Genomic DNA, 23,240 nt, shown 5'->3' with positions numbered 1-23,240 from the left:
GATAATCCCCAGGCTGAAAACCGCCCAATGCAACGAAAAAGCTGGCGCGACGCGCTCGCCGCCTACTCCAGCCCGTCAACGCTCGTGCTCCTGTTACTGGGATTCGCCGCCGGCTTGCCGTACATGCTGGTGTTCTCGACACTTTCGGTCTGGCTCCGTGAAGCGGGTGTAGCCCGCGAAACCATCGGTTTCGCCAGCCTTATCGGCTTGGCCTACGCCTTTAAATGGGTCTGGTCACCGCTGCTCGATCAGTGGCGCCTGCCGATTCTCGGCCGCCTCGGCAGACGCCGCTCGTGGCTGGTGCTCTCACAAATCCTGATCGCCATCGGTCTGGCCGGCATGGCCTTCTGCGACCCGCAAACGCACCTCACCTGGCTGATTGCCTTGGCGGTGTTGGTCGCGTTCGCCTCGGCGACTCAGGATATTGCCGTTGATGCATACCGCCTGGAGATCGTCGACGACAGCCGTCAGGCGGCGCTGGCAGCCAGTTACATGTCCGGTTATCGGGTCGCCGCGCTGCTGGCAACCGCGGGCGCGCTGTACTTTGCCGAAGGCTTCGGTTCGACCGTACAGCTTTATCACCACAGTGCCTGGGCGGCGACTTATCTGGTATTCGCCCTGCTGATGCTGCCGGGCCTGATTACCAGCATCTGGATGAAAGAGCCCGACGTGGCGCTGCGCACCCAGCTGTCAGCGGCTCGCTATGGTTTCAGCCACCAGATTGCCTCGGTGGTGGTGTTGATCATTCTGCTGGTTTCAGTGCCGGCGATGTTCACCCAGTATTACTACACCGACTTCGCCAGTGTGCTGCGCGGCGACACCAGCGTACTCGGGCTGGTCATGCAGGATCGCGCCCTGCTGCGCGCCATGATGTACACCATATTCACCTTCCTCTGCCTGTCGGCCTTTGGCCGTCGCGGACTGGCACCGGTGCTGACGCCGATCAACGACTTTGTCGGCCGCTATCGCTGGCAAGCGCTGGTGTTACTCGGTCTGATTGCAACCTACCGCATGTCCGACACGGTCATGGGCGTAATGGCCAACGTGTTCTACATCGACCAAGGCTTTACCAAAGACCAGATCGCCAGCGTGAGTAAGCTGTTTGGCCTGATCATGACGCTGGTAGGCGCTGGCGCTGGCGGCTTGCTGATCGTTCGTTTTGGTATTCTGCCGATTCTGTTCATCGGCGGCTTGGCGTCTGCGGCAACCAACCTGCTGTTCCTCATGCTCTCCAGCATGGGCGCCAACCTCGAGATGCTGATTGTGACCATCTCGGCAGACAACTTCAGTGCAGGGCTTGCGACGGCGGCTTTCGTGGCTTATCTGTCGAGCCTGACCAACCTCAAGTTCTCCGCCACCCAATACGCGCTGCTCAGTTCGATCATGCTCCTGCTGCCGCGCCTGATTGGCGGTTACTCCGGAGTGATGGTCGAGCGACTTGGCTATGCGCACTTCTTTTTGGTCACGGCATTGCTCGGCGTACCGACCCTGATTCTGATCGCCATGCAATGGCGTCGCGAGGGGCCGCAGGCCAACGGCAGCAAGTCCGACAGCGCCGAAAACCCGAACGGCTCGACCGAGCACGCTTAAAGTCCTGGATAACGGTCACAGCGCAACGCTGTGATCGCCGCCTTACACGCCATACTTAGCGCCGGCTTAATCCCTAAAACCGCCCCCTCCAAGCCGCCTTTTTCGTGACTGGGCAGTCCGTTGTCACAATATGGCAACGTGCGGTCGCATCTGAATTCGTCAGCCATTATTATTGGTCACCGATAGCCTTTAATCTGGAGCGAACATGCCCGATAGCGCATCTGAGGTGCCCCTTTCAACTGCCGATCAGTTCGAGGACTGGTGGCAGACCCAAGGTGAATGGGTTGAAGAACCCAACCAGCGGCGTGGCGGAGAAAGTGGAGTCCAACGGGTTCGCGGTCGTAACGGTGAGCTGCTCTATGTCAAACGCCAGGTTGGCCATGCGCATCGCAGCTTGCGCCATCCGTTTGGCCGCCCCACCGTTCTGCGTGAGCGTGAAGCATTGCTCAGCGCACGCCAGGCCGGCGTTAATGTTCCCGATATCGTTTACTGCTCGACCTCAGGAAAACGCGGACTGTTAGTCACGGCGGCCCTCGATGGGTATCTGAATGTGGATGACTGGTACGCCAGCGGCGGCCGCGAACGCTGTGGCGAGGCGATGCATGAGCGCCTGCTCAAAGCCATCGGCAGCAATATCGCCCTGTTCAACCGGGCTCGCTGGCAACACAGCAGCACCTATTCCAAGCATATTTTCGTCTGCATTGACGGTCAGGGTGAGAATGCCAAACCCCTGACAGCGCTCATTGATCTGGAAAAAAGCCGCCAGCGTCTGACGGCCAAGCAAGCAGCATTGCATGACATGAAGCAGCTGCGCCGGCGCTCCAACTGGAGCCGCGAAGACTGGAAAGTGATCATCGACGCCTATCAGCAAACGTTTGGCTGCACCCTCAGCGAATTGCCCGACTAAACGCAAAAAGGCCCTCAAATGAGGGCCTTTTTACGAGCGGCTGCCTTGCAGCCTTAGCGTTGTGCGGTTGAGCCAGACGCTTACTCTGACTTGGCCATGTGCATAACACGCTGCGGGAACGGAATGCCTACGCCCGCTTCGGTGAGCTTGATCTTGGTCTGCTCAGTGAACTCGAAAGTCACCGGCCAGAAATCACCGGTCGCCACCCAGATACGCAGCGACATATTCACAGCGCTGTCGCCCAGGCCGGTCACGTAGACCACTGGCGCTGGGTTGGTCAGCACGCGCGGATCCTTGGCGATCTGCATCAGCACATCACGGGCAACCTTGATATCGCTGGAATAGTCGATCCCCACATTGATATCGACACGGCGAGTGGCCTCACGCGAGTAGTTGGTAATGTGGCCGTTCGAGAGAATCCCGTTAGGCACGATAACCACTTTGTTATCGGCGGTTTTCAGGGTCGTGTGGAAGATCTGAATGGTATCGACGGAGCCCGAAACGCCCTGCCCTTCAATCCAGTCACCCGCACGAAACGGGCGGAACAACATGATCAGCACACCGCCCGCGAAATTGGCGAGGCTGCCTTGCAGGGCCAGGCCAATGGCCAGACCGGCGGCACCGATCACCGCGATGAAGGACGTTGTTTCGACCCCGACCATCGAAGCCACACTGACCAGCAGCAGGGTTTTCAGGATGATATTGGCCAGACTGCCAATAAAACCATTCAGTGCGCGGTCAAATTTACGGGCTTCCAGAACCTTGGTTACTTTGCGCAGCAATACACCAATTAACCACCAACCGATAACCAGGGTGATCAATGCCAGAAGCAGCTTGCTGCCGTAACTCAAAATGATCGGCATCCAGCTTTCTGACATCTTGATGATCTGATCGACACTCATATCCATTCGTCTCTCCTTCTACACAAAGCAAACAACACCGCCTGCCGGCAGGGTTGGTTTTAAAGCGTGCTTGTAAAATGCAATCGCCATGGCATGCCATGGCGATAAAGTATGACTCTGATGTACGACGTCATTATGCCATCAGGGTTCAATTTGATCGGACTAATCGCGGAAGTTGTTGAATTGCAGCGGCATTTCAAACTCTTTGGCGCGCAGATTGGCAATCGCCTCCTGCAAGTCGTCGCGCTTCTTGCCGGTGACCCGAACTTGCTCACCCTGAATCGCCGCCTGAACTTTCAGCTTGGCTTCTTTGAGGTGCGCGACGATCTTCTTCGCCAGCTCCTTGTCGATGCCTTCGCGCAGAATGACTTCCTGCTTAACCTGTTTACCGGACGCATAGGCATCCTTGATCTCAAGGCACTGCACGTCGATCTTGCGCTTGACCAGGGCCATTTTGAGAATTTCAAGCATGGCCTCAAGCTGGAAATCCGCCTCAGCTGTCAAATTGACAGTCAGCTCTTTCAGCTCAAAACTGCCTTTGCCACGGAGGTCATAACGACGATCGAGATCTTTGATCGCATTGTCGACGGCGTTGGTGACTTCGTGTTTGTCCAGTTCGGACACCACGTCGAACGATGGCATATTCATTCTCCTGATAAATGCCGCGACTCACTTCACGGAAGCAAGCCACTCAGCTTGACGGTCTTAAAACCATGCCATTATATAGTGCCTGCGAGCAAATCTGCCCGTCGTTGACCAACGCCTGAGTCCAATTATGTGAGTTTGACCCAATGCCAACGCCACATCTAAGCATTATGGTGGTGGATGACGCCAAATTCTCCAGCGCACTCATCGGCAAAACGTTAAGCCAAGCCGGCTATAAAGATATTCGTTTTGCCGCAAGCGCAGCCCAAGCACTGGCTCAACTAGAAGAACGCCCTGCCAGCGTTATCCTCGCCGATTGGCTGATGCCGAAAATGGACGGCCTTGAGTTGACCGGAAAAATCCGCCAACTGGATGAAGCCACCGACCATTACACCTACGTGATTCTGCTCACAGGCAAGGAAGGCGACAATATTCTGGCCGAAGCCTTTGATCGTGGCGTGGACGACTACATCAGCAAAACCCAGATGGCCGAGCAACTGATACCGCGCATCTATGCGGCGGATCGCCTGTGCAACACCTTGCAGCGCTTGCTCCGGCAGAATCAGATGCTCACCAGCAATGTCCATACGCTGGAACACCTCAACGTGATTGATCCACTCACGGGGTTGGGCAATAACCGCTACCTGAACCAGAAATTGAACGACAGCCTGCGTCAGGTCGAATCACGTGGCGGCGCATTGTGCTACCTGCTGATCGGCCTGGAGGATGCCGGGCAATTAAGACAGCAGCATGGCGATGCCCTGTTCAACGAATTGATGCATGCGGTTGCCCGCAGGCTCCAGCAACTGGTGCGCCCGCTCGACACACTGGGTCGTCTCGACGACAACCACTTTGTGCTGATCACCGTGCTCAGCAACTTGCAGGAGTGCTCGCCGAGCAGTTTCAAGCGCCTGCATGAAGGCATCAACCTCAAAGCGTTCAAAACCAGCACAGGTTATGTGACGCTCAAATCAGGGATTTCTCTGGTCGGCATGGACAACAAGAGCTTGCCGGTCGCGCCCGAAGATATTCGCCAGCGCGCCAGCCAGTTACTGCCCGAGGCTTACGTATCGGGCCGGGTAACCGCTACGCGCATGTCTGAGAGAGGCTAAGCCGGCACTGAAGCTGTATTGCAAGGCGCCAAGGCCATAAACTGGACGCTTTGCACTTCATCAAGGAGCCGGCCATGACCTGGCATGTACTTGGCGCAGGCAGCCTGGGCTGTTTGTGGGCTGCGCGACTGGCGCGGGCGGGCCTGCCTGTCACGCTGCTGATGCGTAATCAGCAGCGCCTCGACGCCTATCTGCAAGCGGGCGGGCTTAGCCTGATTGAAAATGGCCAGCGCTCGCACTACCCCGTCGCCGCACAAACCTGCGATCACAGCCAACCGATCAGTCGCCTGCTGGTCGCCTGCAAGGCTTACGACGCCGAAGCGGCAGTCGCCCAGATTGAGTCGCGGTTAACCGCTGATGCCGAGCTTATCCTTTTGCAGAACGGTCTTGGCAGCCAGAGCGGCGTGTCCGCCAGAGTGGCGCCCGCACGCTGCATTCTGGCGTCCAGCACCGAGGGCGCCTTTCGCCAGAACGACTTCGAAGCGGTCTTCGCCGGGCAGGGCCAGAACTGGCTGGGTGATCCGCTTGAGCAGACGCCGCCCGACTGGCTATCGGAACTCGCGGCCAGCGGCATCGCCCATAGCTGGAGCACAGACATCAACACCAGGCTCTGGCGCAAACTGGCCCTGAACTGCGCGATCAATCCGCTGACTGTGCTGCATGACTGCCGCAATGGCGGCCTTGAGCAATACCCGCAACAGGTCATGGCGCTGTGCAACGAACTGAGCACATTGTTGACTGCCTGCGATCAGGCAGATGCGGCGCAAGATCTGCACCAGCAGGTGCTGCAGGTGATCCGCGCCACGGCGCAGAATTACTCCTCGATGCATCAGGACGTCAGCCACGGCCGCCGCACCGAGATCAGCTATATAAGCGGTTATGCCTGCACCGCTGCGCAGCGCTTGAACCTTGCGCTGCCGCACCTCGAAGCGGTGCATGCACAATTGGTGCAGGCGCTTGAGGCCCGAGGATTGCCCAGCCGATGACCGGCACGTTACCCTGCATTCATCTTGATTTGGCGACGGTTAACCCATGACATTGCGTCAACGCCTCGAAAACCTGCCGGTTGGGCGCAAACTGCTCGCCGCCCTGCTAATCCTGCTGGCCACTGTATTGATTACCGCCAATCTGGCGTTTATCAGTGCCGCCTACTGGATTTCGCAACAGAGCATGGCGCCGCAGGCCCTGCATACACTCGGCAAACTGATCGCCAGCCCCGCCCTCAGTCATCAGGCGCTGACCACAGCGGCAGCCGCCGAGTCACTGCTCAAACGCCTGGATGGTTATGAGCCGCTGCGCGCGGCGGTGATTTATGACAGCAATGGCGTAAGCCTGGCGCAATTGCAGCGCGGCGATAAATTAGAGCTGCCATTGCACGTCAATCAACTTGAATCGTGGCGACTGACCGAGTTTCGTACCAACCTGCTCACCGAACTGCCGCAGCCCGGCGGACGCCCGGGCTACTTGCTGCTGGTCGCCTCCAGCGAACTGCCGGGCGAGTTCTACACCGGCACCCTGACGGCCAGCGTGGCCATTTTAATGGTCAGCGTGATTCTCTGGCTGTTGATTGCCCGGCAGATCCGCCGACTGGTGACCAAGCCGATCCGCCGCCTCGAAGAGCTGTCGCGGCAGGTAACCCGCGAGGAGAACTATGCGTTGCGCGCCCGCCCTGGCAATCAGGATGAGATCGGCAGCCTGGCCAATGCATTCAACACCATGCTTTCTCGTATCGAGGCCCGCGAAGATCAGCTCAAACGGGCACGCGACGATGCCCAGTCGGCCTTCGATCAGGCGCACAATCTGGCGGAAGAGACGCGCCACTCGAACCGCAAACTGGAACTCGAAGTGCAGGTGCGCAGCAAGATCGAGAAAAAACTCACCGGCTTTCAGAACTACCTGAACAACATTATCGATTCCATGCCGTCGGCGCTGATCGCGCTCGACGAGCAGTTCTATGTCACTCAGTGGAATCAGGAAGCCAGTGCGCTCTCCGGCACCTCGATTAATGAAGCACTCAACCAGCCGATATTTCTGGCCTTCCCGCCGCTAAAGCCCTTCATGGCGCAACTGACCCAAACCGTCGAGAAACAGCAGGTCGAAAAAGTCGACAGGGTGACCTGGAACCGGAATCAGGAGCCGCACCATTACGCCCTGACCTTCTACCCGCTGGTGGGCGGAGGCGGCCGTGGCGTGGTGATCCGCATAGACGACATTACCCAGCGCCTGAGCCTAGAAGAAATGATGGTTCAGTCAGAGAAAATGCTCTCGGTGGGCGGCCTCGCGGCAGGAATGGCGCACGAGATCAACAACCCGCTGGGAGCTATTTTGCACAACGTGCAGAACATCCGCAGACGCCTGTCTCCGGAGCTGGAAAAGAACAACCAACAAGCCGAGCTGATCGGGATTCGTCTGGAAGTGATCGACCAATACCTGCAAGCCCGCGAAGTGCCGCAGTTGCTCGACGGTATTCAACAGGCAGGCAGCCGCGCCGCACGGATTGTCAGCCATATGCTGAGTTTCAGCCGCCTGAGCAATCGCCTGCTGGCGCCATGCTTGCTGCCCGGGTTGATTGATCAGGCGCTGGAGATTGCCGGCAACGACTTCGATCTGACCGACAGTTTCGACTTCAAGAGCCTGATTATCGAGCGCGACTTCGACCCGCATTTAGGCCCGGTGCCCGCTACCGCCAACGAGCTTGAACAGGTGCTTCTGAACCTGTTGAAGAACGCCGCACAGGCCATCCATCAGCGTGAAGATGACAGCGCACCTGGCAAGATCTGCCTGCGCACGCGACTCAGCCCGCCGTGGGCTGAAATCATTGTTGAAGACAACGGCGTCGGCATGCCCGAGGCTGTGCGCAAGCGCATTTTCGATCCGTTCTTCACTACCAAGGAAGTGGGCGAAGGCACTGGCCTTGGCCTGTCGGTTTCATACTTCATCATCACCAACAATCACAAAGGCCAGATGGAAGTTCAGTCCGCCGAAGACCAAGGCACCTGCTTCACTCTGCGCTTGCCACTGACTGCCGCCATGCCGCACAAGGATCAATAACCATGGGTTTCCGACTTTCGAAGATTTACACCCGCACCGGCGACAAAGGTGAAACCGGGCTGGCCGGAGGGCGCCGGGTTTCCAAAGCGCATCCGCGTGTTGAGGCCATGGGCGAGATCGACACATTCAACAGTCATCTGGGCCTGCTGCTGGCAGAACTCGCCGAGGCGCAGGCCCAGCACGCCGGTTTGAGCGAGGTTATCGAGGTGCTGAGCCCGTGTCAGCATCGCCTGTTCGACCTCGGCGGCGAATTGGCCATGCCTGAATATCAGGCGCTGCACAGCAGTGAAATCGCACGACTTGAGCAGGCGATTGATGTATGGAATGAAGAGCTGGGACCACTGCAGAATTTCATCCTGCCGGGCGGCTCAAAGCTGGTTGCTCAGGCGCATATTTGCCGCAGCCTGGCGCGCGCAGCAGAACGCCGCTGTCAGCATTTGAACAGCGAGGAGCCGCTGCGCGAAGAAGGCCTGGCGTATATCAATCGTTTGTCTGACCTGCTGTTCGTCGCAGCGCGGATTATCGCCAAGCGCCAGAACGTCGCCGAAGTTCTGTGGCAGGAAGCCCGCAAACAGGACGCGTAACGCTAAAGGCTTAGCCGCCCTAATCGAGCGTCAGGCGGCTTTCGAACTGGCGTTGCTCGCCGGTCACCGGATCGCTGAAACCAAGCCCTTTGGCCAGCAGCTTCAAGGGGATTGAGTAATCGTCCGGATCGTCGGGAGCGCCAGTCACAACCGGATAGAACGGGTCGTTGCAGATCGGCGCGCCCAGACTGGCCAGATGCACGCGCAACTGGTGCTTTTTGCCGGTCACCGGGTACAACGCATAGCGCCAGATTTCACCCATTTTCTCGGCAACCTCGATCCGCGTCTCGGTGTTCGCCTCGCCCGCCACTTCGCGCATTCGAAAGAACGGCTCACCCGGCCCGAAACGGGTTTTGCGCACCAGCGGAAACTCCAGTTCAGGCAGCGCCGGCGCCAGCGCTTCATAGCGTTTGAACATCTGCCGCTCGCGGAATAACGCCTGATACTGGCCACGGGTTTGCGGGTTGGTTGAGAACAGCACCAGCCCGGCAGTGTGTCGGTCGATGCGGTGCAGTGGCACCAGATCAGCACTGCCAACACGCTTGCACAGACGCGCCTGCAAGGTTTGCTCGACATAACCGCCGGATGGCATCACCGGCAGAAAATGCGGTTTGTCGGCGACCAGTAAATGCTCATCCTGAAACAGGATCGACTCCTCGAAAGGGATCACAATCTCGCTCGGCACCTCACGAAAGTAATGCACGCGCAACGCAGGCTGATACGGCTGAGTCTCTGTGACAAGCGAGCCATCGGCATTCAGCACCCGCCCGCGCGCCATGCGATCGAGCCAGATATCACGGCTGATGGCCGGAAAATGCGCGCACAGACAATCGAGCACGGTGAGCCAGTTGCCTTGCGGCAGGTGAACCGTGCTGGGACGCATATTGGAGGCAGAGCGGGCATTTACAGACATAAGTAACAATCAGCGAGTCGGACAGACACGCATTAGGCCGCAGCGGGCGGCCTACGTCAAAGCGCAGCTGCGCTGCAATCAGAGCAAGATCAGCGCCCAGGTCACGGCAATAATGCTCATGGCGACAAACTGGGCGGCGCTGCCCAGATCTTTGGCCTGTTTGGACAGCGGGTGCAGCTCAAGCGAGATGCGGTCTACCGTGGCCTCGATTGCCGAATTGATCAACTCGACGATCAATGACAACAGGCACACCAGAACCAGCATTGCGCGCTCAACCCGGCTTACATCCAGGCACAACGCAACGGGGATCAGCAGCACGCTGAGCAGCAGCAACTGCCGAAACGCCGCCTCCCCGAAAAATGCAGCTTTCAAGCCGGCCCATGAATAACCAGCGGCCTGGAAAATGCGCCGGATACCGGTGCGGCCTTTCAGTTCGCTCGCATTGCCAGCCAGAGATTGCGTATTCATCCGTGCCTTCCTAACTATCAAATTGCTCGCACTCAGTGGCTTTTGCGCAAGATGTAAACGCGCCACATGGCGTAGCCGGGGAGAAAATCGAAGCTGCCGAGAATATTGAAACCGACAGATTTGAACTCACTTTCAATTACACTGCGCGCAACCACACTGCGCCCTGATCGCACGCGGGACTGGCCTAACGCCGCCCGCCTGGCTTCCAGACGCCTACGCTTCCAGGACTTGTAGTTACCGTCGACCCACAGCGAGATGATTAACGTGTCTCGCGTGACCCGGTGAAACTCGTTGAGAATCTGCGTGCGCTGGGCGGGATCGATCAGTTGCTGCTGCATAAAGCGCATGCAGAAAATGCTGTCGACCGCGTTGGCATCCAGCGGGATGCTGGTCATGGTGGCGGCAAGCGGTTGGATCCGCTCGGTAATCGAGCGCGGGTAGCGCGCAATAAGCTGGCTTATGTCCGGCTCGCCGCTATCTGCAGCAAGCACGACGCGGGTCGGCAAATGCGCCAACAAAGGCCAATAACGGCCTTTCAGCGTTGGAAAATCAAGCACCAGATTCGGCTCACCCGCCAGTTGCAGTGCTTTGCGCGCCAGCTTCTGCCCGCGCCACAACGACAACCGACGAACGAGGCCAGCCTGTTCCTGTACTGGAAGCCCGCGATCCTGATCCGCGTCATAGCTGGGCGACAAATCAAGTTCGACGTTCTTCGATGCCACAGCAGCCTGCCCTGTTAATGATTTTGGTAACAGGCAGACTATGGGCAAGCGCATCAAACGGCTGTTAAGACAATGAGAAAATTCCGTGAAACAGCCTTAGGTTAAGGTTTTATGAACCCTGAAACCTTAGGCCAGTTTAACTTCAAACACGGTACCGCCCGCCTCGCCGTCATGCACCGAGACCTGCCAGCCCTGATGCGCGCACACCCTTTTTACCAGCGACAGCCCCAAGCCCAGGCCTTCGCCACGCTGCTGGTTAACCCGCACAAATGGCTGAAATACGGATTCATGCAGCTCCTCAGGGATGCCGATGCCGGAATCCTCGACACGAAAGCCATGCTTACCGGTAATCAGGCGAATCTCGCCCTGATCGGTATAATGCATGGCGTTGCGTAACAGGTTGGAGATAACCGTTCGCAAGAATGACAAATTGTATTGGCCGTCATCAGGCGCCTCCTCGATCAGGCTGAGTTTCAACCCCTTCTCCTCAATCGCCGGCGCCCATTGCTGGATCTGTTCCTGCGCAACACCGATCAGCGTTGCTTCACCGCCAGGCACCTGTTTATCGGTTTTACGCCGCGCCAGAATCAGGAAGGTTTCCACCAAGTCACGCATATCTTCACTGGCCCGACGAATACGCTGGACCTGTTCTTGCTGGCGGGCATTGAGATTGTTGCTCACAGTAAGCAACTCGCACGAGGTCGAGATGATCATCAGCGGCGTGCGCAATTCATGGCTGACATCACTGGTGAACAACTGCTCACGCTCCAGCGTGCCGCGCAACTGACCCAGTGTGCCGTCGAATGAGGCGGCTAAACGCCCGACTTCATCATCCGGATAATCTGGCGCCAACGCTGGTGCCAGCGGATGCAGTTGATCGCGGTGGCGCACTTGGTTGGCCAGGCGAATTACCGGCGCCATCACCCGACGGGCCAGCATTAAACCAAGCCCCCACGCCGCCAGGACACTCAACACGAAGCCACTCAGAACGATCTTGTAGAGCAACACCTCGCGCTCTTCAAATTCGTGCTGCTCCTGCACCAGAATGTAGTCTTGCCCGTCAACGGTGCGGCGCATCACATAGTAAGCATGATCACCATCAGTCACTTCGGAGTAGCCGGTTTCGACGTTGGCAAACAATGGCGGAATTGCAAATGCGGCGCCGTGCCCGGTTGCATAAAGCTGGGTGCGTCCATCCAGACGCGGGCGCAACACGCCCTGATTCTCGGGCGCCAATACGTTATCCAGTTCGCCATCGAGCTCCAGCGGCACCAGATGCCCTTCAACAAAGTGCACGGTGGCGACAATACTCACCGAGAAGATTCCGCTGACCACAACTGTCATCAGCACAAAGGCGATGACAATGCGCCGGATCAGGGGTTGTTTAGACACCATTGGGCGACTCCGCCAAGCGATAACCCACGCCGTGAATGGTATGCAGCAATGGCACATCGAACGGTTTGTCGAGCACCTGACGCAGTTGATGGATGTGGCTTCTCAGGCTGTCGCTGTCTGGGCAATCATCGCCCCAAAGCGCTTCTTCAAGGGTTTCACGACGGACCACAGCCGGGCTTTTCTGCATCAACACGGCGAGCAGTTTAAGCCCCAGCGGATTGAGCTTGATCGGCTGGCCAGCGCGGGTGATATACAGCGTGTCGAGATCGTAAACCAGATCAGCTACCTGCATCTTGCGCTTGCGGCTGCCCTGCGTGCGCCGCAGTACGGCTTCGATACGGGCAACCAATTCGGACAATGCAAACGGCTTAACCAGATAATCGTCGGCACCAACACCTAGGCCCTGCAGGCGATCGTCCAGCGTATCGCGGGCGGTGAGCATGATGATCGGAGTCTCCAGCCGGGCATCTTCACGCAGCCGTTGGCAAATCTGGAAACCATCCATTCCGGGCAGCATCACATCCAGCACGATCAGATCATATTGCTCGGTAACGGCCAGATGCATGCCGCCCAAACCATCCTGTGCACAGTCGACGGTGTAACCCTTGAGTGCAAGAAAATCGAGGACATTAGCCAGAATATCCTTGTTATCTTCGACTACCAGAATACGCATACACCTGCCCTCGGCTTGCAAAATTAGCGATCAATATACTGGCATCTGATGGCTGGCGAATAGTCGTCATGTCAAAACACCAACAGCGCATCCACAGCCAAGTAATGACGTTGACGATTTCTTCACAACCGCATAACAGTGCACTCACAGCCCATGATTAAAACTTCGCATCAGACTGAGACCGTTCAAGAAGGTTCGAGCTGATGCTCAAAACGCTGCCGCCAATTCCACGCCCATTCAACTTTCGTTTGGCCTATGCCATCCCGCTCGGGTTGATGGCGCTGATGCTGTGCGTTGATCCCAGCCCGCTGGATCTGGCGATTGCGCACCTAATGTACAGCCCGCAAACGGGCTTTATCGGTGGCCACAGTTTTTTCCTTGAGGATGTCCTGCACGACTACGCCAAGCAGCTGATTATCGTTTGCGGTCTGCTCACCATCGCCGCGCTGATCACCTGCCAGTTCAGGCCAAAGCTGAAACACTGGCGGCGCCCTCTGAGTTACGTGGTGCTTGCGGTTGCGCTTTCGACCAGTGTCATCACACCTCTCAAGGCGCTGACCAATGTGCCCTGCCCGTGGAGCATTACCGAGTTCGGCGGAAGCCAAACCCATACGCCACTGCTCAGCAGCCGGGCCGATAACGACAAGCCGGGGCGCTGCTGGCCGGGCGGTCATGCCAGCACCGGGTTTTCCTGGCTGGCATTGTTTTTCGTCTGGCGCGACCGTCGCCCTCGCGCCGCCAAGGCCGCGTTAATTGGCGTGCTCGCGGTGGGCACGATTTTCTCGGTGGGGCGCATGCTGCAAGGGGCGCACTTCCTCTCGCATAACGTCTGGACGTTATTGATCTGTTGGCTGATCAGCTTGAGTACTTACTACCTGATCCTTTACCGACCGGCGCTGGCGAAAGCACCACTCAAGGATGCAACTGGATTACGTACAGACACAGCGACAGAGTGACCAGCGAGCCCAGTGTGGAGAACAAAATACTGCGCGACACCACCGCCGCGTCGCGCTGGTAATACTCGGCCAGCATGAAGGGCCCGGTTCCAGTTGGCAGCGCGCTCAGCAGTAACGCCGAATGCGCCCAGAGTGGCGGCAGATCGAGTATCTGATAGGCCAGCAGCCACACCAGAAACGGATGTACGACCAGCTTCAGCGCAACCAGCGGTAAGCTGCCATCGCTGCGGCCAACCTGTTTGTGGGCGAGAAACAACCCCAGCGAAATCAGCGCACACGGCGCTGTTGCCGCGGCGAGCAAATCCAGCACACGCTGCGCCGGCAGCGCAACGCTAAAACCACTGGCGGCCCAGACGCCACCGAGCAAGGGCGAAACCACCAGTGGATTCTTCAACAAGGCCAACGCCACTTTGCGCACCGCATTAAACAGGCTGGGCTCGCTTTGCAGTGCCACTTCGATGCACACCACGGCCAGCGCAAACAGCACGCAGATTACGATCAGGCTGGAAATCAGTGCCGGCTGCAAACCCGCATCGCCAAACACCAGTATGCACAGGGGAATTCCCATGTACCCAGTGTTCGCATAAGAGGCGCTGAGGCCTTGGATACTGGCATCGGCCAGACTCTTGTGTACGCGCCAGCGCCAGATGAGCGTAATCAAGAAGACAGCGATGGTGCCCGCGGTGTAGGCCGCAATAAAGCCCGGCTCCCAGAAGTGCGCCCAACTGGCTGACGCCGTGGCATTGAAGAGCATGGCTGGCAGGCACAGCCAGACCACCATGCGGTTGATTTCGGAGGCTGCCGTCGGCCCAAGCAACTCCAGCCGCCGACAAATAAAACCGAGCAAGATGAGCGCAAAAACCGGCAGGATTACGCTAAGTACTGATGCCATAAAATCGCCATTGCCAACATCCATTCAGCACTGCGCAACATCACAGCACCCCAAGTCAATCGCCTGCTTATAACGCCACAGGCCAGAATGCGCGAATCCCCGCGACACCCTGCGCACCCATCTTACGGGCTTGTGCGGCGTCATCCGGGCCGACGCCACCCAACAGAAATACCGGCAGATTTGTTTGTTTGATCCATTGCTCGCACAGCGTCCAGCCCAGAGGCTGGGCCTCGGGATGAGTCTGCGTCGCCGCCAGCGGAGACAAGGTCACGAAATCGACGCCTAGTTGCGCAGCCATCTCAAGCTCAGCCAAGGAATGGCAAGAGGCTGCCAGCCAGCGCGAGGCCTGAATCGGGCGCTCGCCACCAGCCAGCTCAGTCAGTTGCTTGCTGGTCAGATGCCAGCCCGCCGCCGGGAAATCGCTAAGCCATTCGAGTGGGCCTTTAAGCATGACCTGTGCGCGCCCGGCGCAGAGGCCAATCGCGTCCAGTGCGAGCGTACGGTATTCGGGATCAAACATCGCCGGCGCGCGCAGCTGCAACAAACCAGCGCCCTGACTGACCGCCCGGTGAATGCCATTAAGCAGCTCACTGGCCGACAAGTCCTGCGGAGTAATCAGGTATTGCTCCGGCAAACGCGCGGCCGCGACGATCGGCTGATTGGCCTGCGGAAACTCATACTCGGACAGTTGCCTGGCACTGACCCACGCCAGCGGCTGCCCTTCGGCGCCATGCGGCTCGCCGCTAAACTCACTGACTTCCCAGACATCCAGCAGTACGTGCTTATCAGGATAATCGTGCTGCACCTGTATCAGCGGCTGAGCCTTGATTACGCTGATCGCCAGCTCTTCCTGCAGCTCGCGCACCAGTGCTTCACGCACGGTTTCAGAGCCCTCGACCTTGCCGCCCGGGAACTCCCACAAACCGCCCTGATGCTGGGTATCGGCGCGTTTGGCAATCAGAATCCGGCCGTCTGCACCGCGTATCACCGCAGCCGCCACGTGTATGCGTTTCAAGCGTTACTCCTCTAGCGCGGCCTGATACCACTTCTGAAATGCCGGCCATTGATAGATGGTGTTTACATAATCCTCGGCCACCGCTGGCAGCTCGACTTTATAGCTGCGCAACCGGCAAGCCACTGGCGCAAAGAAGGCATCGACCAGGCTCACGCTGCCGAACAGATAAGGCCCCTCCGCCCCGAACAGCTCGCGGCACTCCAGCCACAGGTTACACACCCGCTGAATGTCGGCGCGTACCGCTTCCGGCACCTCGGCCAAGGCTTCATTGCGCTGCAAGTCCATCGGCATGTGCGTACGCAGTGCGACGAAGGCGCTGTGCATCTCGGCGCAAGCACTGCGGGCACGCGCCCGGGCATAACGCTCACGCGGCCACAAGTGCGCCTGTGGATAAGACTCAGCCAGATACTCGGCAATTGCCAGTGAATCCCACACCGGGCCATCTGCGGTCTTCAGCAGCGGCACTTTGGCGGTGGGTGAGTGCTTGAGGATCAGCGCCTGGGTGTCGGGACGATTGAGCAGAATCAGTTGCTCTGTGTAAGGCGCGCCTGTGAGTTCCAGGGCCAGCGCCGCACGCAGCGACCACGACGAATAACGCTTGTCACCAATCACCAATTGCAGAGACATGAGGTGTTCCTTGGTCAGGTTGCAAAAGACAGGGACGCCGAAGCGTCCCTGAATTTGTCATTTGAAAACAACAATATCAACCGTGGCAGTAAAGCACCGACTCAGGTGCGATATTCCGCGTTGATCTTAACGTACTCATGCGACAAGTCAGTGGTCCAGATAGTTTCGCTGCAGGTGCCACGACCCAGCTCGATGCGGATGGTGATCTCTTCCTGCGCCATTACGGCGCTGCCCTGCTCTTCGGTGTAACTCGCCGCACGGCAACCACGGCTGGCGATGCACACATCACCGAGGAACACATCAATCTTGCTGACATCCAGTTGCGCCACGCCAGCCCGGCCGACAGCGGCCAGAATCCGGCCCCAGTTCGGGTCAGAGGCAAACAGTGCGGTCTTGATCAGCGGCGAATGCGCCACCGCGTAACCCACGTCCAGGCATTCCTGATGGGTGGCGCCGCCATTAACGGCCACGGTCACGAACTTGGTCGCACCTTCACCGTCACGCACGATAGCCTGCGCCACTTCCATGCACACTTCGAACACAGCTTTTTTCAAGGCAGTGAACAGCGTGCCGCTGGCCTGAGTCACTTCCGGCAGCGCAGCTTTGCCGGTGGCAATCAACATGCAGCAATCATTGGTCGAGGTGTCGCCATCAATGGTGATGCGATTGAACGACTTGTTCGCAGCATCGCGCAGCAGGTCTTGCAACACGCCCTGGCTGACTTTGGCATCGGTTGCGATGTAACCAAGCATGGTCGCCATGTTCGGCTTGATCATGCCCGCGCCCTTGCTGATCCCCGTTACCGTAATGGTCACGCCATCATGCTCGAACTGACGGCTCGCGCCCTTGGGCAGCGTATCGGTGGTCATGATGCCTTCGGCAGCCTGCGCCCAGTTGTGTTCGCTGAGGTTGTCGATAGCGGCCTGCAACGCGCCTTCGATTTTCTCGACTGGCAATGGCTCGCCAATGACACCGGTGGAGAATGGCAATACCGCGCTTTCCTCAACACCGCTCAATTCGGCCAGCTTGGCGCAGGTACGCTCGGCGTTGGCGAGGCCCGGCTCACCCGTGCCAGCGTTGGCATTGCCGGTATTGGTGAGCAGATAGCGCACATTACCCAACACCCTCTTCTTGGCCAGAATCACCGGTGCGGCGCAGAACGCATTCAGGGTAAAGACCCCGGCAACGCTGGAGCCTTCAGCGCAGCGCATGACCACTACATCTTTGCGCCCGACGCGCTTGATGCCCGCACTGGCAATACCAAGTTCGAATCCTGCAACCGGGTGCAGAGTAGACAACGGGCCAAGACCTACAGCCATGAAAGCGCTCCTTATCGAGACACGCGCCAGCCGCAGGCTAGCGCACAGAGGATGGTAAAACGCCGCGAGCGGTAAACCGTTCGCGGCGTATATAGCCGGGCTAGCAATGATAAACGCTGAAGCGTGCTTATCGCCTGCTTAGTTCACCTGGCCATGGCAATGCTTGTACTTTTTACCGGAACCGCACGGGCACGCCTCGTTACGACCGATTTTCTGCTCGGTACGCGCCGGGGCAACTGCCACCGCTACTTCAGCTTCTTCGGCTTCAGCTTGCGGCTGATTCAGGGCAGAAGCTTCAGCGTGCTGGAACTGCATGCGCTCAGCCATGGCTTCGGCTTCGGCGCGCAGACGCGCTTCCTCTTCGGCCGGATCTTCGCGGCGAACCTGAACATGTGACAGCACACGAATGGTATCGCGCTTGATCGAATCGAGCAGTTCCTGGAACAGGGCGAAAGACTCGCGCTTGTATTCCTGCTTCGGGTTTTTCTGCGCATAGCCGCGCAGGTGAATACCGTGACGCAGGTGATCCATGGTTGACAGGTGATCTTTCCACAGGTCGTCCAGAACGCGCAGCAGAATCTGCTTCTCGAAGGTACGCAGTGCGTCGGCACTGGCCATATCTTCTTTCTCGTTATAGGCATTAACGATTTCAGTCAGGATGCGCTCGCGCAGGGTCTCTTCGTACAGCTGATGGTCATCATCGAGCCACTGCTGAATCGGCAACTGAATGCTGAAAGCAGTCGACAACGCATCTTCCAGACCACTGATGTTCCACTGCTCTGGCAGTGACTGCGGCGGGATATGCTCGTTGATGGTGCTGTCGAGGACTTCCTTGCGGAACTCGGCAATGGTCTCGCCAATGTCGTCGGACGCCAGCAACGTGTTACGCATGTGATAAATCACTTTACGCTGTTCGTTGGAAACGTCGTCGAACTCGAGCAATTGCTTACGCATGTCGAAGTTGCGGCCTTCAACCTTACGCTGAGCTTTCTCGATAGCGTTGGTCACCATGCGGTGCTCGATGGCCTCGCCTGACTGCATGCCGAGGGCCTTCATGAAGTTCTTCACGCGGTCGGAGGCAAAGATGCGCATCAGGCTGTCTTCCAGCGACAGGTAGAAGCGGCTCGAACCCGGGTCACCCTGACGGCCAGCACGACCGCGCAACTGGTTGTCGATACGACGCGACTCGTGACGTTCGGAAGCGATCACATGCAAGCCGCCCGACTCGATCACCTGCTGGTGACGCTTCTGCCAGTCACTCTTGACCTGAGCAACCTGTTCAGGCGTCGGGTTCTCAAGTGCAGCCACTTCAACTTCCCAGTTACCGCCCAACAGGATGTCGGTACCACGACCGGCCATGTTGGTGGCAATGGTCAGTGCGCCAGGACGACCGGCCTGAGCAATAATTTCAGCTTCCTTCTCGTGGAATTTGGCGTTGAGCACCTTGTGCTCCATACCTTCCTTGTCGAGCAGGCGGGAAACGTGTTCAGAGGTTTCGATGGTGGCAGTACCGACCAGAATCGGACGACCCTGCGCCTGACACTCTTTGATGTCGGCAATGATGGCGGCGTATTTCTCGTCCTGGGTCAGATAGACCAGGTCGTTGAAATCTTTACGCGCCAACGCACGGTTGGTCGGAATAACCATCACTTCCAGACCGTAGATCTGGTGGAATTCGAATGCTTCGGTGTCAGCTGTACCGGTCATGCCGGACAACTTGCTGTACAGACGGAAGTAGTTCTGGAAGGTGGTCGAGGCCAGTGTCTGGCTCTCTGCCTGAATGTTCAGGCCTTCCTTCGCTTCGATCGCCTGATGCAGGCCTTCGGACAAACGACGGCCCGGCATGGTCCGGCCGGTGTGTTCGTCGATCAGCAGAACCTGACCATCCTGCACAATGTATTCAACGTTACGCTGGAACAGCGTGTGAGCACGCAGGCCCGCATAAACGTGAGTCAGCAAGCCCAGGTTGTGCGCCGAATAGAGGCTTTCACCTTCAGCCAGCAAGCCGGCCTGAGTGAGCATGTCCTCGATGAACTGGTGGCCCTGCTCGTTGAGCTCGACCTGACGGGTTTTCTCGTCGACCTTGTAGTGACCTTCCTGAGTAACCACGCCCTCTTCTACCTCGATGTGCTGCTTGAGGGTCGGAATCAGGCGGTTGATTTCGCTGTAGAGTTTGGAGCTGTCTTCGGCCTGACCCGAGATGATCAGCGGCGTACGCGCCTCATCGATCAGAATTGAGTCGACTTCGTCGATTACCGCGAAGTTTAGTTCGCGCTGGAATTTCTCGTCCAGACTGAACGCCATGTTGTCGCGCAGGTAATCGAAACCGAATTCGTTGTTGGTACCGTAGGTGATGTCGGCAGCATAGGCGCTGCGCTTCTCTTCCGGCGGCATGAAAGGCGTGACGATGCCAACGCTCATGCCGAGGAATTCATACAACGGGCGCATCCAGTTGGCGTCACGACGGGCAAGATAGTCGTTTACCGTAACAACATGCACGCCTTTGCCAGACAATGCATTGAGGTATACCGCCAGGGTTGCCACCAGGGTTTTACCCTCACCGGTGCGCATCTCAGCGATTTTGCCTTCGTGCAGGGCCATACCGCCCACTAACTGCACGTCAAAGTGGCGCATACCCATTACACGCTTACCGGCCTCACGGGCTACAGCAAACGCTTCAGGCAACAGCTGATCAAGCGTCTCGCCTTTGGCTAAACGGGCTTTGAACTCATCTGTTTTGGCACGTAGTTGCTCATCCGAGAGTGCAAGGATTTGCTCCTCGAAGGCATTGACGGTCTGCACCGTCTTGAGCATGCGCTTAACTTCACGCTCGTTCTTGCTTCCAAAGAGTTTCTTTAACAAAGGCGCAAACATATCGACAGGTTCTTCCCACACGTATGGATGGAGGGCGGCCCTACAGTCGCCCATGCAGCCCTGAAGGCTGCTTGCGAAGGAGGCATTCTACTCGGAAAAGGCAATCAGGAAAGTAGCGTTATTGTTCTTCGCTCACTCGCGCGATGTAAGTGGTGGGGTTGACCACTCGACCTTTACTGGTTACTTCGAAGTGCACATGATACCCAGTGGAGCGTCCTGTGCTGCCTACCTGAGCGATAGTTTGGCCACGTTTGACCAGATCCCCGACCTGCACCATATTACGACGATTGTGCCCGTACAAGGTTGTGTAACCATCGGCATGGCTGATTTCGACCACATTGCCGTAGCCTCTTTTGACTCCGGAAAAGGTCACAACCCCTGCGGCCACAGCCACTACCGGGCTGCCTGCCTTGGCAGCGAAATCGACTCCTTTGTGCACGCTGGAGCGCCCGGTCAACGGGTCTGTACGGCGGCCATAATGGGATGACACATAGCCCTGCAAAACCGGCTGACCGGCGAGGTATTCAGACTCGCTGAGACGACGTTCAGCCAGCAGTTGCTCAAGCACCTGCAACTGGCTTTCGCGGCTGTCGAGCTGCAAGGCCAGATCGTCCAGTGTGCTCATGAATGATGGCGGTGCGTAGGCCGATTCCTGCAAAGCATCATCCGGCCCGCCCTGCCCCACATTCAGCGAAAAATCGAACTCGCTCGAGTCCAGATCAGCCAACTCGGTCAAGCGCTCACCCAGCGCATCCAGACGCGTCAGGCGTGCCTGCAATTCGGCAACGTGGCCGGCGAAAGCATCCAGTTGGCGCTGCGCATCGACGCGCACTTCACCGACCTCGGCACGTTGTTCATCAAGCGCCTGAGTGACTTCGGCAGTTTGCAGAATTGCGGTGTCTATCGGCGCATGGATCCAGGTCGCAAATGCGGCCCCCATACTCAACGATACAGCCAGAAACATCGCCAGGCCCAAGGCCATCCAGCGCATGTCCAGACTCACCGTACGAGCGGCGCCGTGGCGCCGACTTAATAAGATTATTTGCACAACTTCCCCTCTGGTGAAGCCAAAGCTGGCAGCAGGTATTCTGCTACCATGACGGCTTCACAATTCAAGGCGTTCAGCCATGACGTTTCGCCCTTTACCGGCTAAGGCCACTTCCGCGCTACTGCGTGAAGTGAAGCCACTCAAAGCGCTGTTCCATCAAGCTCAGAAGCTTGATCAACTGCAGCAACTTGTTGAGAGCCAGTTACAGCCAGCTGCCCGTGAACACTGCCATATAGCATCGTGGCGTGACGGCTGCCTGTTGCTAATTGTCACCGATGGCCATTGGGCCACCCGCCTGCGTTACCAGCAACGACGCCTGCTTAAACAGTTGCAGGCGCTCGAAGCGTTCGCGACCTTAACCAAGATACACTTCAAGGTGCAACCACCGACTGCCGAAAGGCGTGTACCCGGTCGCACTTTTTGTTTATCGGCCAGCGCCGCAGAAAACATCCAGGAAACCGCCGATAGCATCAGCGATCCAAAACTGCGAGCCGCATTAGAGCGCCTGGCCAAGCATGTAACCCCGTCCGAATAAATCCATCGGGGCACTTGCCGGCGTTGGCTGGCGACGAATAAAAAGAGGCCACCCGAAGGTGGCCCCGAAAACAAAAAGAAGAGAGTTTATTACTTACACCGCCGCAACCGGGCGCATGTAGGAGATCGGTGCGCTGCTGGCATCATCGAATGTCACAGTTTCCCAGGCATCCGTCTGTTCGATCAAAGCGCGAAGCAGACGATTGTTCAGGGCGTGACCCGATTTGAAACCACGGAACTCACCAATCAAGCTGTTACCGAGCAGGTAAAGATCACCGATTGCATCGAGAATCTTATGCTTAACGAATTCGTCCTCATAACGCAGGCCGTCTTCGTTAAGTACCCGAAACTCATCCACCACAATGGCGTTATCGACGCTGCCACCGAGCGCAAGGTTCTGCGAACGGAGGAACTCGATGTCACGCATGAAACCGAATGTGCGAGCCCGGCTCACTTCCTTGACGAAAGATGTGCTGGAAAAATCGACACTGGCCGACTGCGTACGATTGCGGAAAACCGGATGATCGAAATCGATCTCGAAGCTCACTTTGAAACCATCAAACGGGACGAACGTGGCGCGCTTGTCGCCCTCGACCACAGTCACTTCGCGCTTGATGCGGATGAACTTCTTAGCCGCTTCCTGCTCTTGCAAACCCGCCGATTGAATCAGGAATACAAATGGACCCGCGCTGCCGTCCATGATTGGCACTTCGGATGCGGAGAGCTCGACGTAGGCGTTATCGATGCCCAGGCCAGCCATGGCCGAAAGCAAATGCTCAACCGTATCCACCTTGACATCACCGTTGACCAGCGTGGTCGACATGGTGGTTTCACCAACGTTGTCCGCGTTCGCGGCAATTTCCACGACGGGATCAAGGTCGGTACGACGGAACACGATACCCGTGTCCACAGGTGCCGGCTTCAGGGTCAGGTATACCTTCTCCCCGGAATGCAGGCCAACGCCAGTGGCGCGGATGATGTTCTTCAGGGTGCGTTGTTTAATCATGGGCTTG

Annotated in this window: 22 protein-coding genes; 8 read left to right on the top strand and 14 right to left on the bottom strand. The window is 57.7% G+C overall.

The genetic code is table 11. The features are described from left to right. Window positions 1–27: 27 nt before the first annotated feature. Together PMYSY11_RS05530 and PMYSY11_RS05525 are read left to right on the top strand one after the other, a co-directional pair. Window positions 28–1,590, top strand: coding sequence for an AmpG family muropeptide MFS transporter (locus tag PMYSY11_RS05530; protein WP_090513029.1), 1,563 nt, complete (start codon window positions 28–30; stop codon window positions 1,588–1,590). A gap of 205 nt (window positions 1,591–1,795) precedes the next feature. Then, the gene (locus tag PMYSY11_RS05525; protein WP_150548535.1) at window positions 1,796–2,497 is read left to right on the top strand and encodes a lipopolysaccharide kinase InaA family protein; all 702 of its coding nucleotides are present in this window, start codon (window positions 1,796–1,798) and stop codon (window positions 2,495–2,497) included. 80 nt (window positions 2,498–2,577) lie between these two features. Here PMYSY11_RS05525 and PMYSY11_RS05520 read toward each other — a convergent pair whose 3' ends face one another. Together PMYSY11_RS05520 and PMYSY11_RS05515 are read right to left on the bottom strand one after the other, a co-directional pair. Beyond that, window positions 2,578–3,405, bottom strand: coding sequence for a mechanosensitive ion channel family protein (locus PMYSY11_RS05520; RefSeq protein ID WP_069897846.1), 828 nt, complete (start codon window positions 3,403–3,405; stop codon window positions 2,578–2,580). Between the two features lie 156 nt (window positions 3,406–3,561). Next, the gene (locus PMYSY11_RS05515) at window positions 3,562–4,041 is read right to left on the bottom strand and encodes a YajQ family cyclic di-GMP-binding protein (protein ID WP_069897847.1); all 480 of its coding nucleotides are present in this window, start codon (window positions 4,039–4,041) and stop codon (window positions 3,562–3,564) included. Window positions 4,042–4,190: 149 nt separating this feature from the next. Between PMYSY11_RS05515 and PMYSY11_RS05510 the strand changes: the two genes are divergently transcribed. From PMYSY11_RS05510 to PMYSY11_RS05495, 4 genes are all read left to right on the top strand, one after another. Continuing rightward, the gene (locus PMYSY11_RS05510; RefSeq protein WP_150548534.1) at window positions 4,191–5,156 is read left to right on the top strand and encodes a GGDEF domain-containing response regulator; all 966 of its coding nucleotides are present in this window, start codon (window positions 4,191–4,193) and stop codon (window positions 5,154–5,156) included. A gap of 74 nt (window positions 5,157–5,230) precedes the next feature. After that, window positions 5,231–6,142, top strand: coding sequence for a putative 2-dehydropantoate 2-reductase (locus tag PMYSY11_RS05505; protein WP_150548533.1), 912 nt, complete (start codon window positions 5,231–5,233; stop codon window positions 6,140–6,142). Between the two features lie 46 nt (window positions 6,143–6,188). Beyond that, window positions 6,189–8,207: a sensor histidine kinase gene (locus PMYSY11_RS05500; RefSeq protein WP_090513039.1), complete on the top strand. Its 2,019-nt coding sequence runs from the start codon at window positions 6,189–6,191 to the stop codon at window positions 8,205–8,207. Between the two features lie 2 nt (window positions 8,208–8,209). Beyond that, on the top strand, window positions 8,210–8,791 hold the full coding sequence (locus PMYSY11_RS05495) for a cob(I)yrinic acid a,c-diamide adenosyltransferase (protein ID WP_090513042.1): 582 nt from the start codon (window positions 8,210–8,212) through the stop codon (window positions 8,789–8,791). Between the two features lie 19 nt (window positions 8,792–8,810). Here PMYSY11_RS05495 and PMYSY11_RS05490 read toward each other — a convergent pair whose 3' ends face one another. The 5 genes from PMYSY11_RS05490 to PMYSY11_RS05470 form a co-directional block, all read right to left on the bottom strand. Beyond that, window positions 8,811–9,704, bottom strand: a complete 894-nt coding sequence (locus tag PMYSY11_RS05490; RefSeq protein WP_150548532.1) for an RluA family pseudouridine synthase — start codon at window positions 9,702–9,704, stop codon at window positions 8,811–8,813. Window positions 9,705–9,782: 78 nt separating this feature from the next. Further along, window positions 9,783–10,172: a diacylglycerol kinase gene (locus PMYSY11_RS05485; protein ID WP_150548531.1), complete on the bottom strand. Its 390-nt coding sequence runs from the start codon at window positions 10,170–10,172 to the stop codon at window positions 9,783–9,785. A gap of 32 nt (window positions 10,173–10,204) precedes the next feature. After that, complete coding sequence (locus tag PMYSY11_RS05480; RefSeq protein ID WP_150548530.1) at window positions 10,205–10,894, bottom strand: class I SAM-dependent methyltransferase; 690 nt, start codon at window positions 10,892–10,894, stop codon at window positions 10,205–10,207. A gap of 126 nt (window positions 10,895–11,020) precedes the next feature. Further along, on the bottom strand, window positions 11,021–12,289 hold the full coding sequence (locus PMYSY11_RS05475; protein ID WP_150548529.1) for a sensor histidine kinase: 1,269 nt from the start codon (window positions 12,287–12,289) through the stop codon (window positions 11,021–11,023). Beyond that, window positions 12,279–12,962 carry a response regulator transcription factor gene (locus tag PMYSY11_RS05470; protein WP_150548528.1) on the bottom strand — a complete coding sequence of 228 codons (684 nt, stop codon included), beginning with the start codon at window positions 12,960–12,962 and terminating at the stop codon, window positions 12,279–12,281. The genes PMYSY11_RS05475 and PMYSY11_RS05470 overlap by 11 nt, the downstream gene beginning before the upstream one ends. Window positions 12,963–13,165: 203 nt before the next feature. On the opposite strand from PMYSY11_RS05470, the gene PMYSY11_RS05465 reads away from it, so the two are divergent. Further along, window positions 13,166–13,918, top strand: a complete 753-nt coding sequence (locus PMYSY11_RS05465) for a phosphatase PAP2 family protein (protein WP_172970665.1) — start codon at window positions 13,166–13,168, stop codon at window positions 13,916–13,918. Here the strand turns inward: PMYSY11_RS05465 and PMYSY11_RS05460 are convergent. The 6 genes from PMYSY11_RS05460 to PMYSY11_RS05435 all read right to left on the bottom strand — a co-directional run bounded on the left by PMYSY11_RS05460 (window position 13,875) and on the right by PMYSY11_RS05435 (window position 21,693). Beyond that, window positions 13,875–14,810, bottom strand: a complete 936-nt coding sequence (locus PMYSY11_RS05460; RefSeq protein ID WP_150548527.1) for an AEC family transporter — start codon at window positions 14,808–14,810, stop codon at window positions 13,875–13,877. The two genes, PMYSY11_RS05465 and PMYSY11_RS05460, sit on opposite strands and share 44 nt — an antisense overlap. A 67-nt stretch (window positions 14,811–14,877) precedes the next feature. Further along, the gene (locus tag PMYSY11_RS05455; RefSeq protein ID WP_150548526.1) at window positions 14,878–15,825 is read right to left on the bottom strand and encodes a Nudix family hydrolase; all 948 of its coding nucleotides are present in this window, start codon (window positions 15,823–15,825) and stop codon (window positions 14,878–14,880) included. A gap of 3 nt (window positions 15,826–15,828) precedes the next feature. Beyond that, complete coding sequence (locus tag PMYSY11_RS05450; RefSeq protein WP_090513060.1) at window positions 15,829–16,452, bottom strand: glutathione S-transferase family protein; 624 nt, start codon at window positions 16,450–16,452, stop codon at window positions 15,829–15,831. Window positions 16,453–16,553: 101 nt separating this feature from the next. Further along, on the bottom strand, window positions 16,554–17,771 hold the full coding sequence (gene argJ / locus PMYSY11_RS05445; RefSeq protein ID WP_090513062.1) for a bifunctional glutamate N-acetyltransferase/amino-acid acetyltransferase ArgJ: 1,218 nt from the start codon (window positions 17,769–17,771) through the stop codon (window positions 16,554–16,556). Window positions 17,772–17,909: 138 nt separating this feature from the next. Further along, window positions 17,910–20,645, bottom strand: coding sequence for a preprotein translocase subunit SecA (gene secA, locus PMYSY11_RS05440; RefSeq protein WP_150548525.1), 2,736 nt, complete (start codon window positions 20,643–20,645; stop codon window positions 17,910–17,912). A 118-nt stretch (window positions 20,646–20,763) separates the two neighbouring features. After that, on the bottom strand, window positions 20,764–21,693 hold the full coding sequence (locus PMYSY11_RS05435; protein ID WP_150548524.1) for a M23 family metallopeptidase: 930 nt from the start codon (window positions 21,691–21,693) through the stop codon (window positions 20,764–20,766). Between the two features lie 79 nt (window positions 21,694–21,772). Between PMYSY11_RS05435 and PMYSY11_RS05430 the strand changes: the two genes are divergently transcribed. Then, the gene (locus PMYSY11_RS05430) at window positions 21,773–22,228 is read left to right on the top strand and encodes a DUF721 domain-containing protein (RefSeq protein ID WP_069897862.1); all 456 of its coding nucleotides are present in this window, start codon (window positions 21,773–21,775) and stop codon (window positions 22,226–22,228) included. 93 nt (window positions 22,229–22,321) lie between these two features. On the opposite strand, the gene lpxC is transcribed toward PMYSY11_RS05430, so the two are convergent. Next, window positions 22,322–23,233 carry a UDP-3-O-acyl-N-acetylglucosamine deacetylase gene (lpxC, locus tag PMYSY11_RS05425; protein ID WP_069897863.1) on the bottom strand — a complete coding sequence of 304 codons (912 nt, stop codon included), beginning with the start codon at window positions 23,231–23,233 and terminating at the stop codon, window positions 22,322–22,324. Window positions 23,234–23,240: the final 7 nt, after the last annotated feature.

Source organism: Pseudomonas marincola, assembly GCF_900682675.2.
GTDB lineage: Bacteria > Pseudomonadota > Gammaproteobacteria > Pseudomonadales > Pseudomonadaceae > Aquipseudomonas > Aquipseudomonas marincola.
Note: the sequence above shows the minus strand (reverse complement) of the source record. Positions and strands in the feature narration are given on the sequence as shown.

What these genes read in the sequence shown, in the direction of transcription:
- PMYSY11_RS05530 (WP_090513029.1), top strand. Translation starts at nt 28, where the DNA reads ATGCAACGAAAAAGCTGGCGCGACGCGCTCGCCGCCTACTCCAGCCCG.
- PMYSY11_RS05525 (WP_150548535.1), top strand. Translation starts at nt 1,796, where the DNA reads ATGCCCGATAGCGCATCTGAGGTGCCCCTTTCAACTGCCGATCAGTTC.
- PMYSY11_RS05520 (WP_069897846.1), bottom strand. Translation starts at nt 3,405, where the DNA reads ATGGATATGAGTGTCGATCAGATCATCAAGATGTCAGAAAGCTGGATG.
- PMYSY11_RS05515 (WP_069897847.1), bottom strand. Translation starts at nt 4,041, where the DNA reads ATGCCATCGTTCGACGTGGTGTCCGAACTGGACAAACACGAAGTCACC.
- PMYSY11_RS05510 (WP_150548534.1), top strand. Translation starts at nt 4,191, where the DNA reads ATGCCAACGCCACATCTAAGCATTATGGTGGTGGATGACGCCAAATTC.
- PMYSY11_RS05505 (WP_150548533.1), top strand. Translation starts at nt 5,231, where the DNA reads ATGACCTGGCATGTACTTGGCGCAGGCAGCCTGGGCTGTTTGTGGGCT.
- PMYSY11_RS05500 (WP_090513039.1), top strand. Translation starts at nt 6,189, where the DNA reads ATGACATTGCGTCAACGCCTCGAAAACCTGCCGGTTGGGCGCAAACTG.
- PMYSY11_RS05495 (WP_090513042.1), top strand. Translation starts at nt 8,210, where the DNA reads ATGGGTTTCCGACTTTCGAAGATTTACACCCGCACCGGCGACAAAGGT.
- PMYSY11_RS05490 (WP_150548532.1), bottom strand. Translation starts at nt 9,704, where the DNA reads ATGTCTGTAAATGCCCGCTCTGCCTCCAATATGCGTCCCAGCACGGTT.
- PMYSY11_RS05485 (WP_150548531.1), bottom strand. Translation starts at nt 10,172, where the DNA reads ATGAATACGCAATCTCTGGCTGGCAATGCGAGCGAACTGAAAGGCCGC.
- PMYSY11_RS05475 (WP_150548529.1), bottom strand. Translation starts at nt 12,289, where the DNA reads ATGGTGTCTAAACAACCCCTGATCCGGCGCATTGTCATCGCCTTTGTG.
- PMYSY11_RS05470 (WP_150548528.1), bottom strand. Translation starts at nt 12,962, where the DNA reads ATGCGTATTCTGGTAGTCGAAGATAACAAGGATATTCTGGCTAATGTC.
- PMYSY11_RS05465 (WP_172970665.1), top strand. Translation starts at nt 13,166, where the DNA reads ATGCTCAAAACGCTGCCGCCAATTCCACGCCCATTCAACTTTCGTTTG.
- PMYSY11_RS05460 (WP_150548527.1), bottom strand. Translation starts at nt 14,810, where the DNA reads ATGGCATCAGTACTTAGCGTAATCCTGCCGGTTTTTGCGCTCATCTTG.
- PMYSY11_RS05450 (WP_090513060.1), bottom strand. Translation starts at nt 16,452, where the DNA reads ATGTCTCTGCAATTGGTGATTGGTGACAAGCGTTATTCGTCGTGGTCG.
- argJ (WP_090513062.1), bottom strand. Translation starts at nt 17,771, where the DNA reads ATGGCTGTAGGTCTTGGCCCGTTGTCTACTCTGCACCCGGTTGCAGGA.
- secA (WP_150548525.1), bottom strand. Translation starts at nt 20,645, where the DNA reads ATGTTTGCGCCTTTGTTAAAGAAACTCTTTGGAAGCAAGAACGAGCGT.
- PMYSY11_RS05430 (WP_069897862.1), top strand. Translation starts at nt 21,773, where the DNA reads ATGACGTTTCGCCCTTTACCGGCTAAGGCCACTTCCGCGCTACTGCGT.
- lpxC (WP_069897863.1), bottom strand. Translation starts at nt 23,233, where the DNA reads ATGATTAAACAACGCACCCTGAAGAACATCATCCGCGCCACTGGCGTT.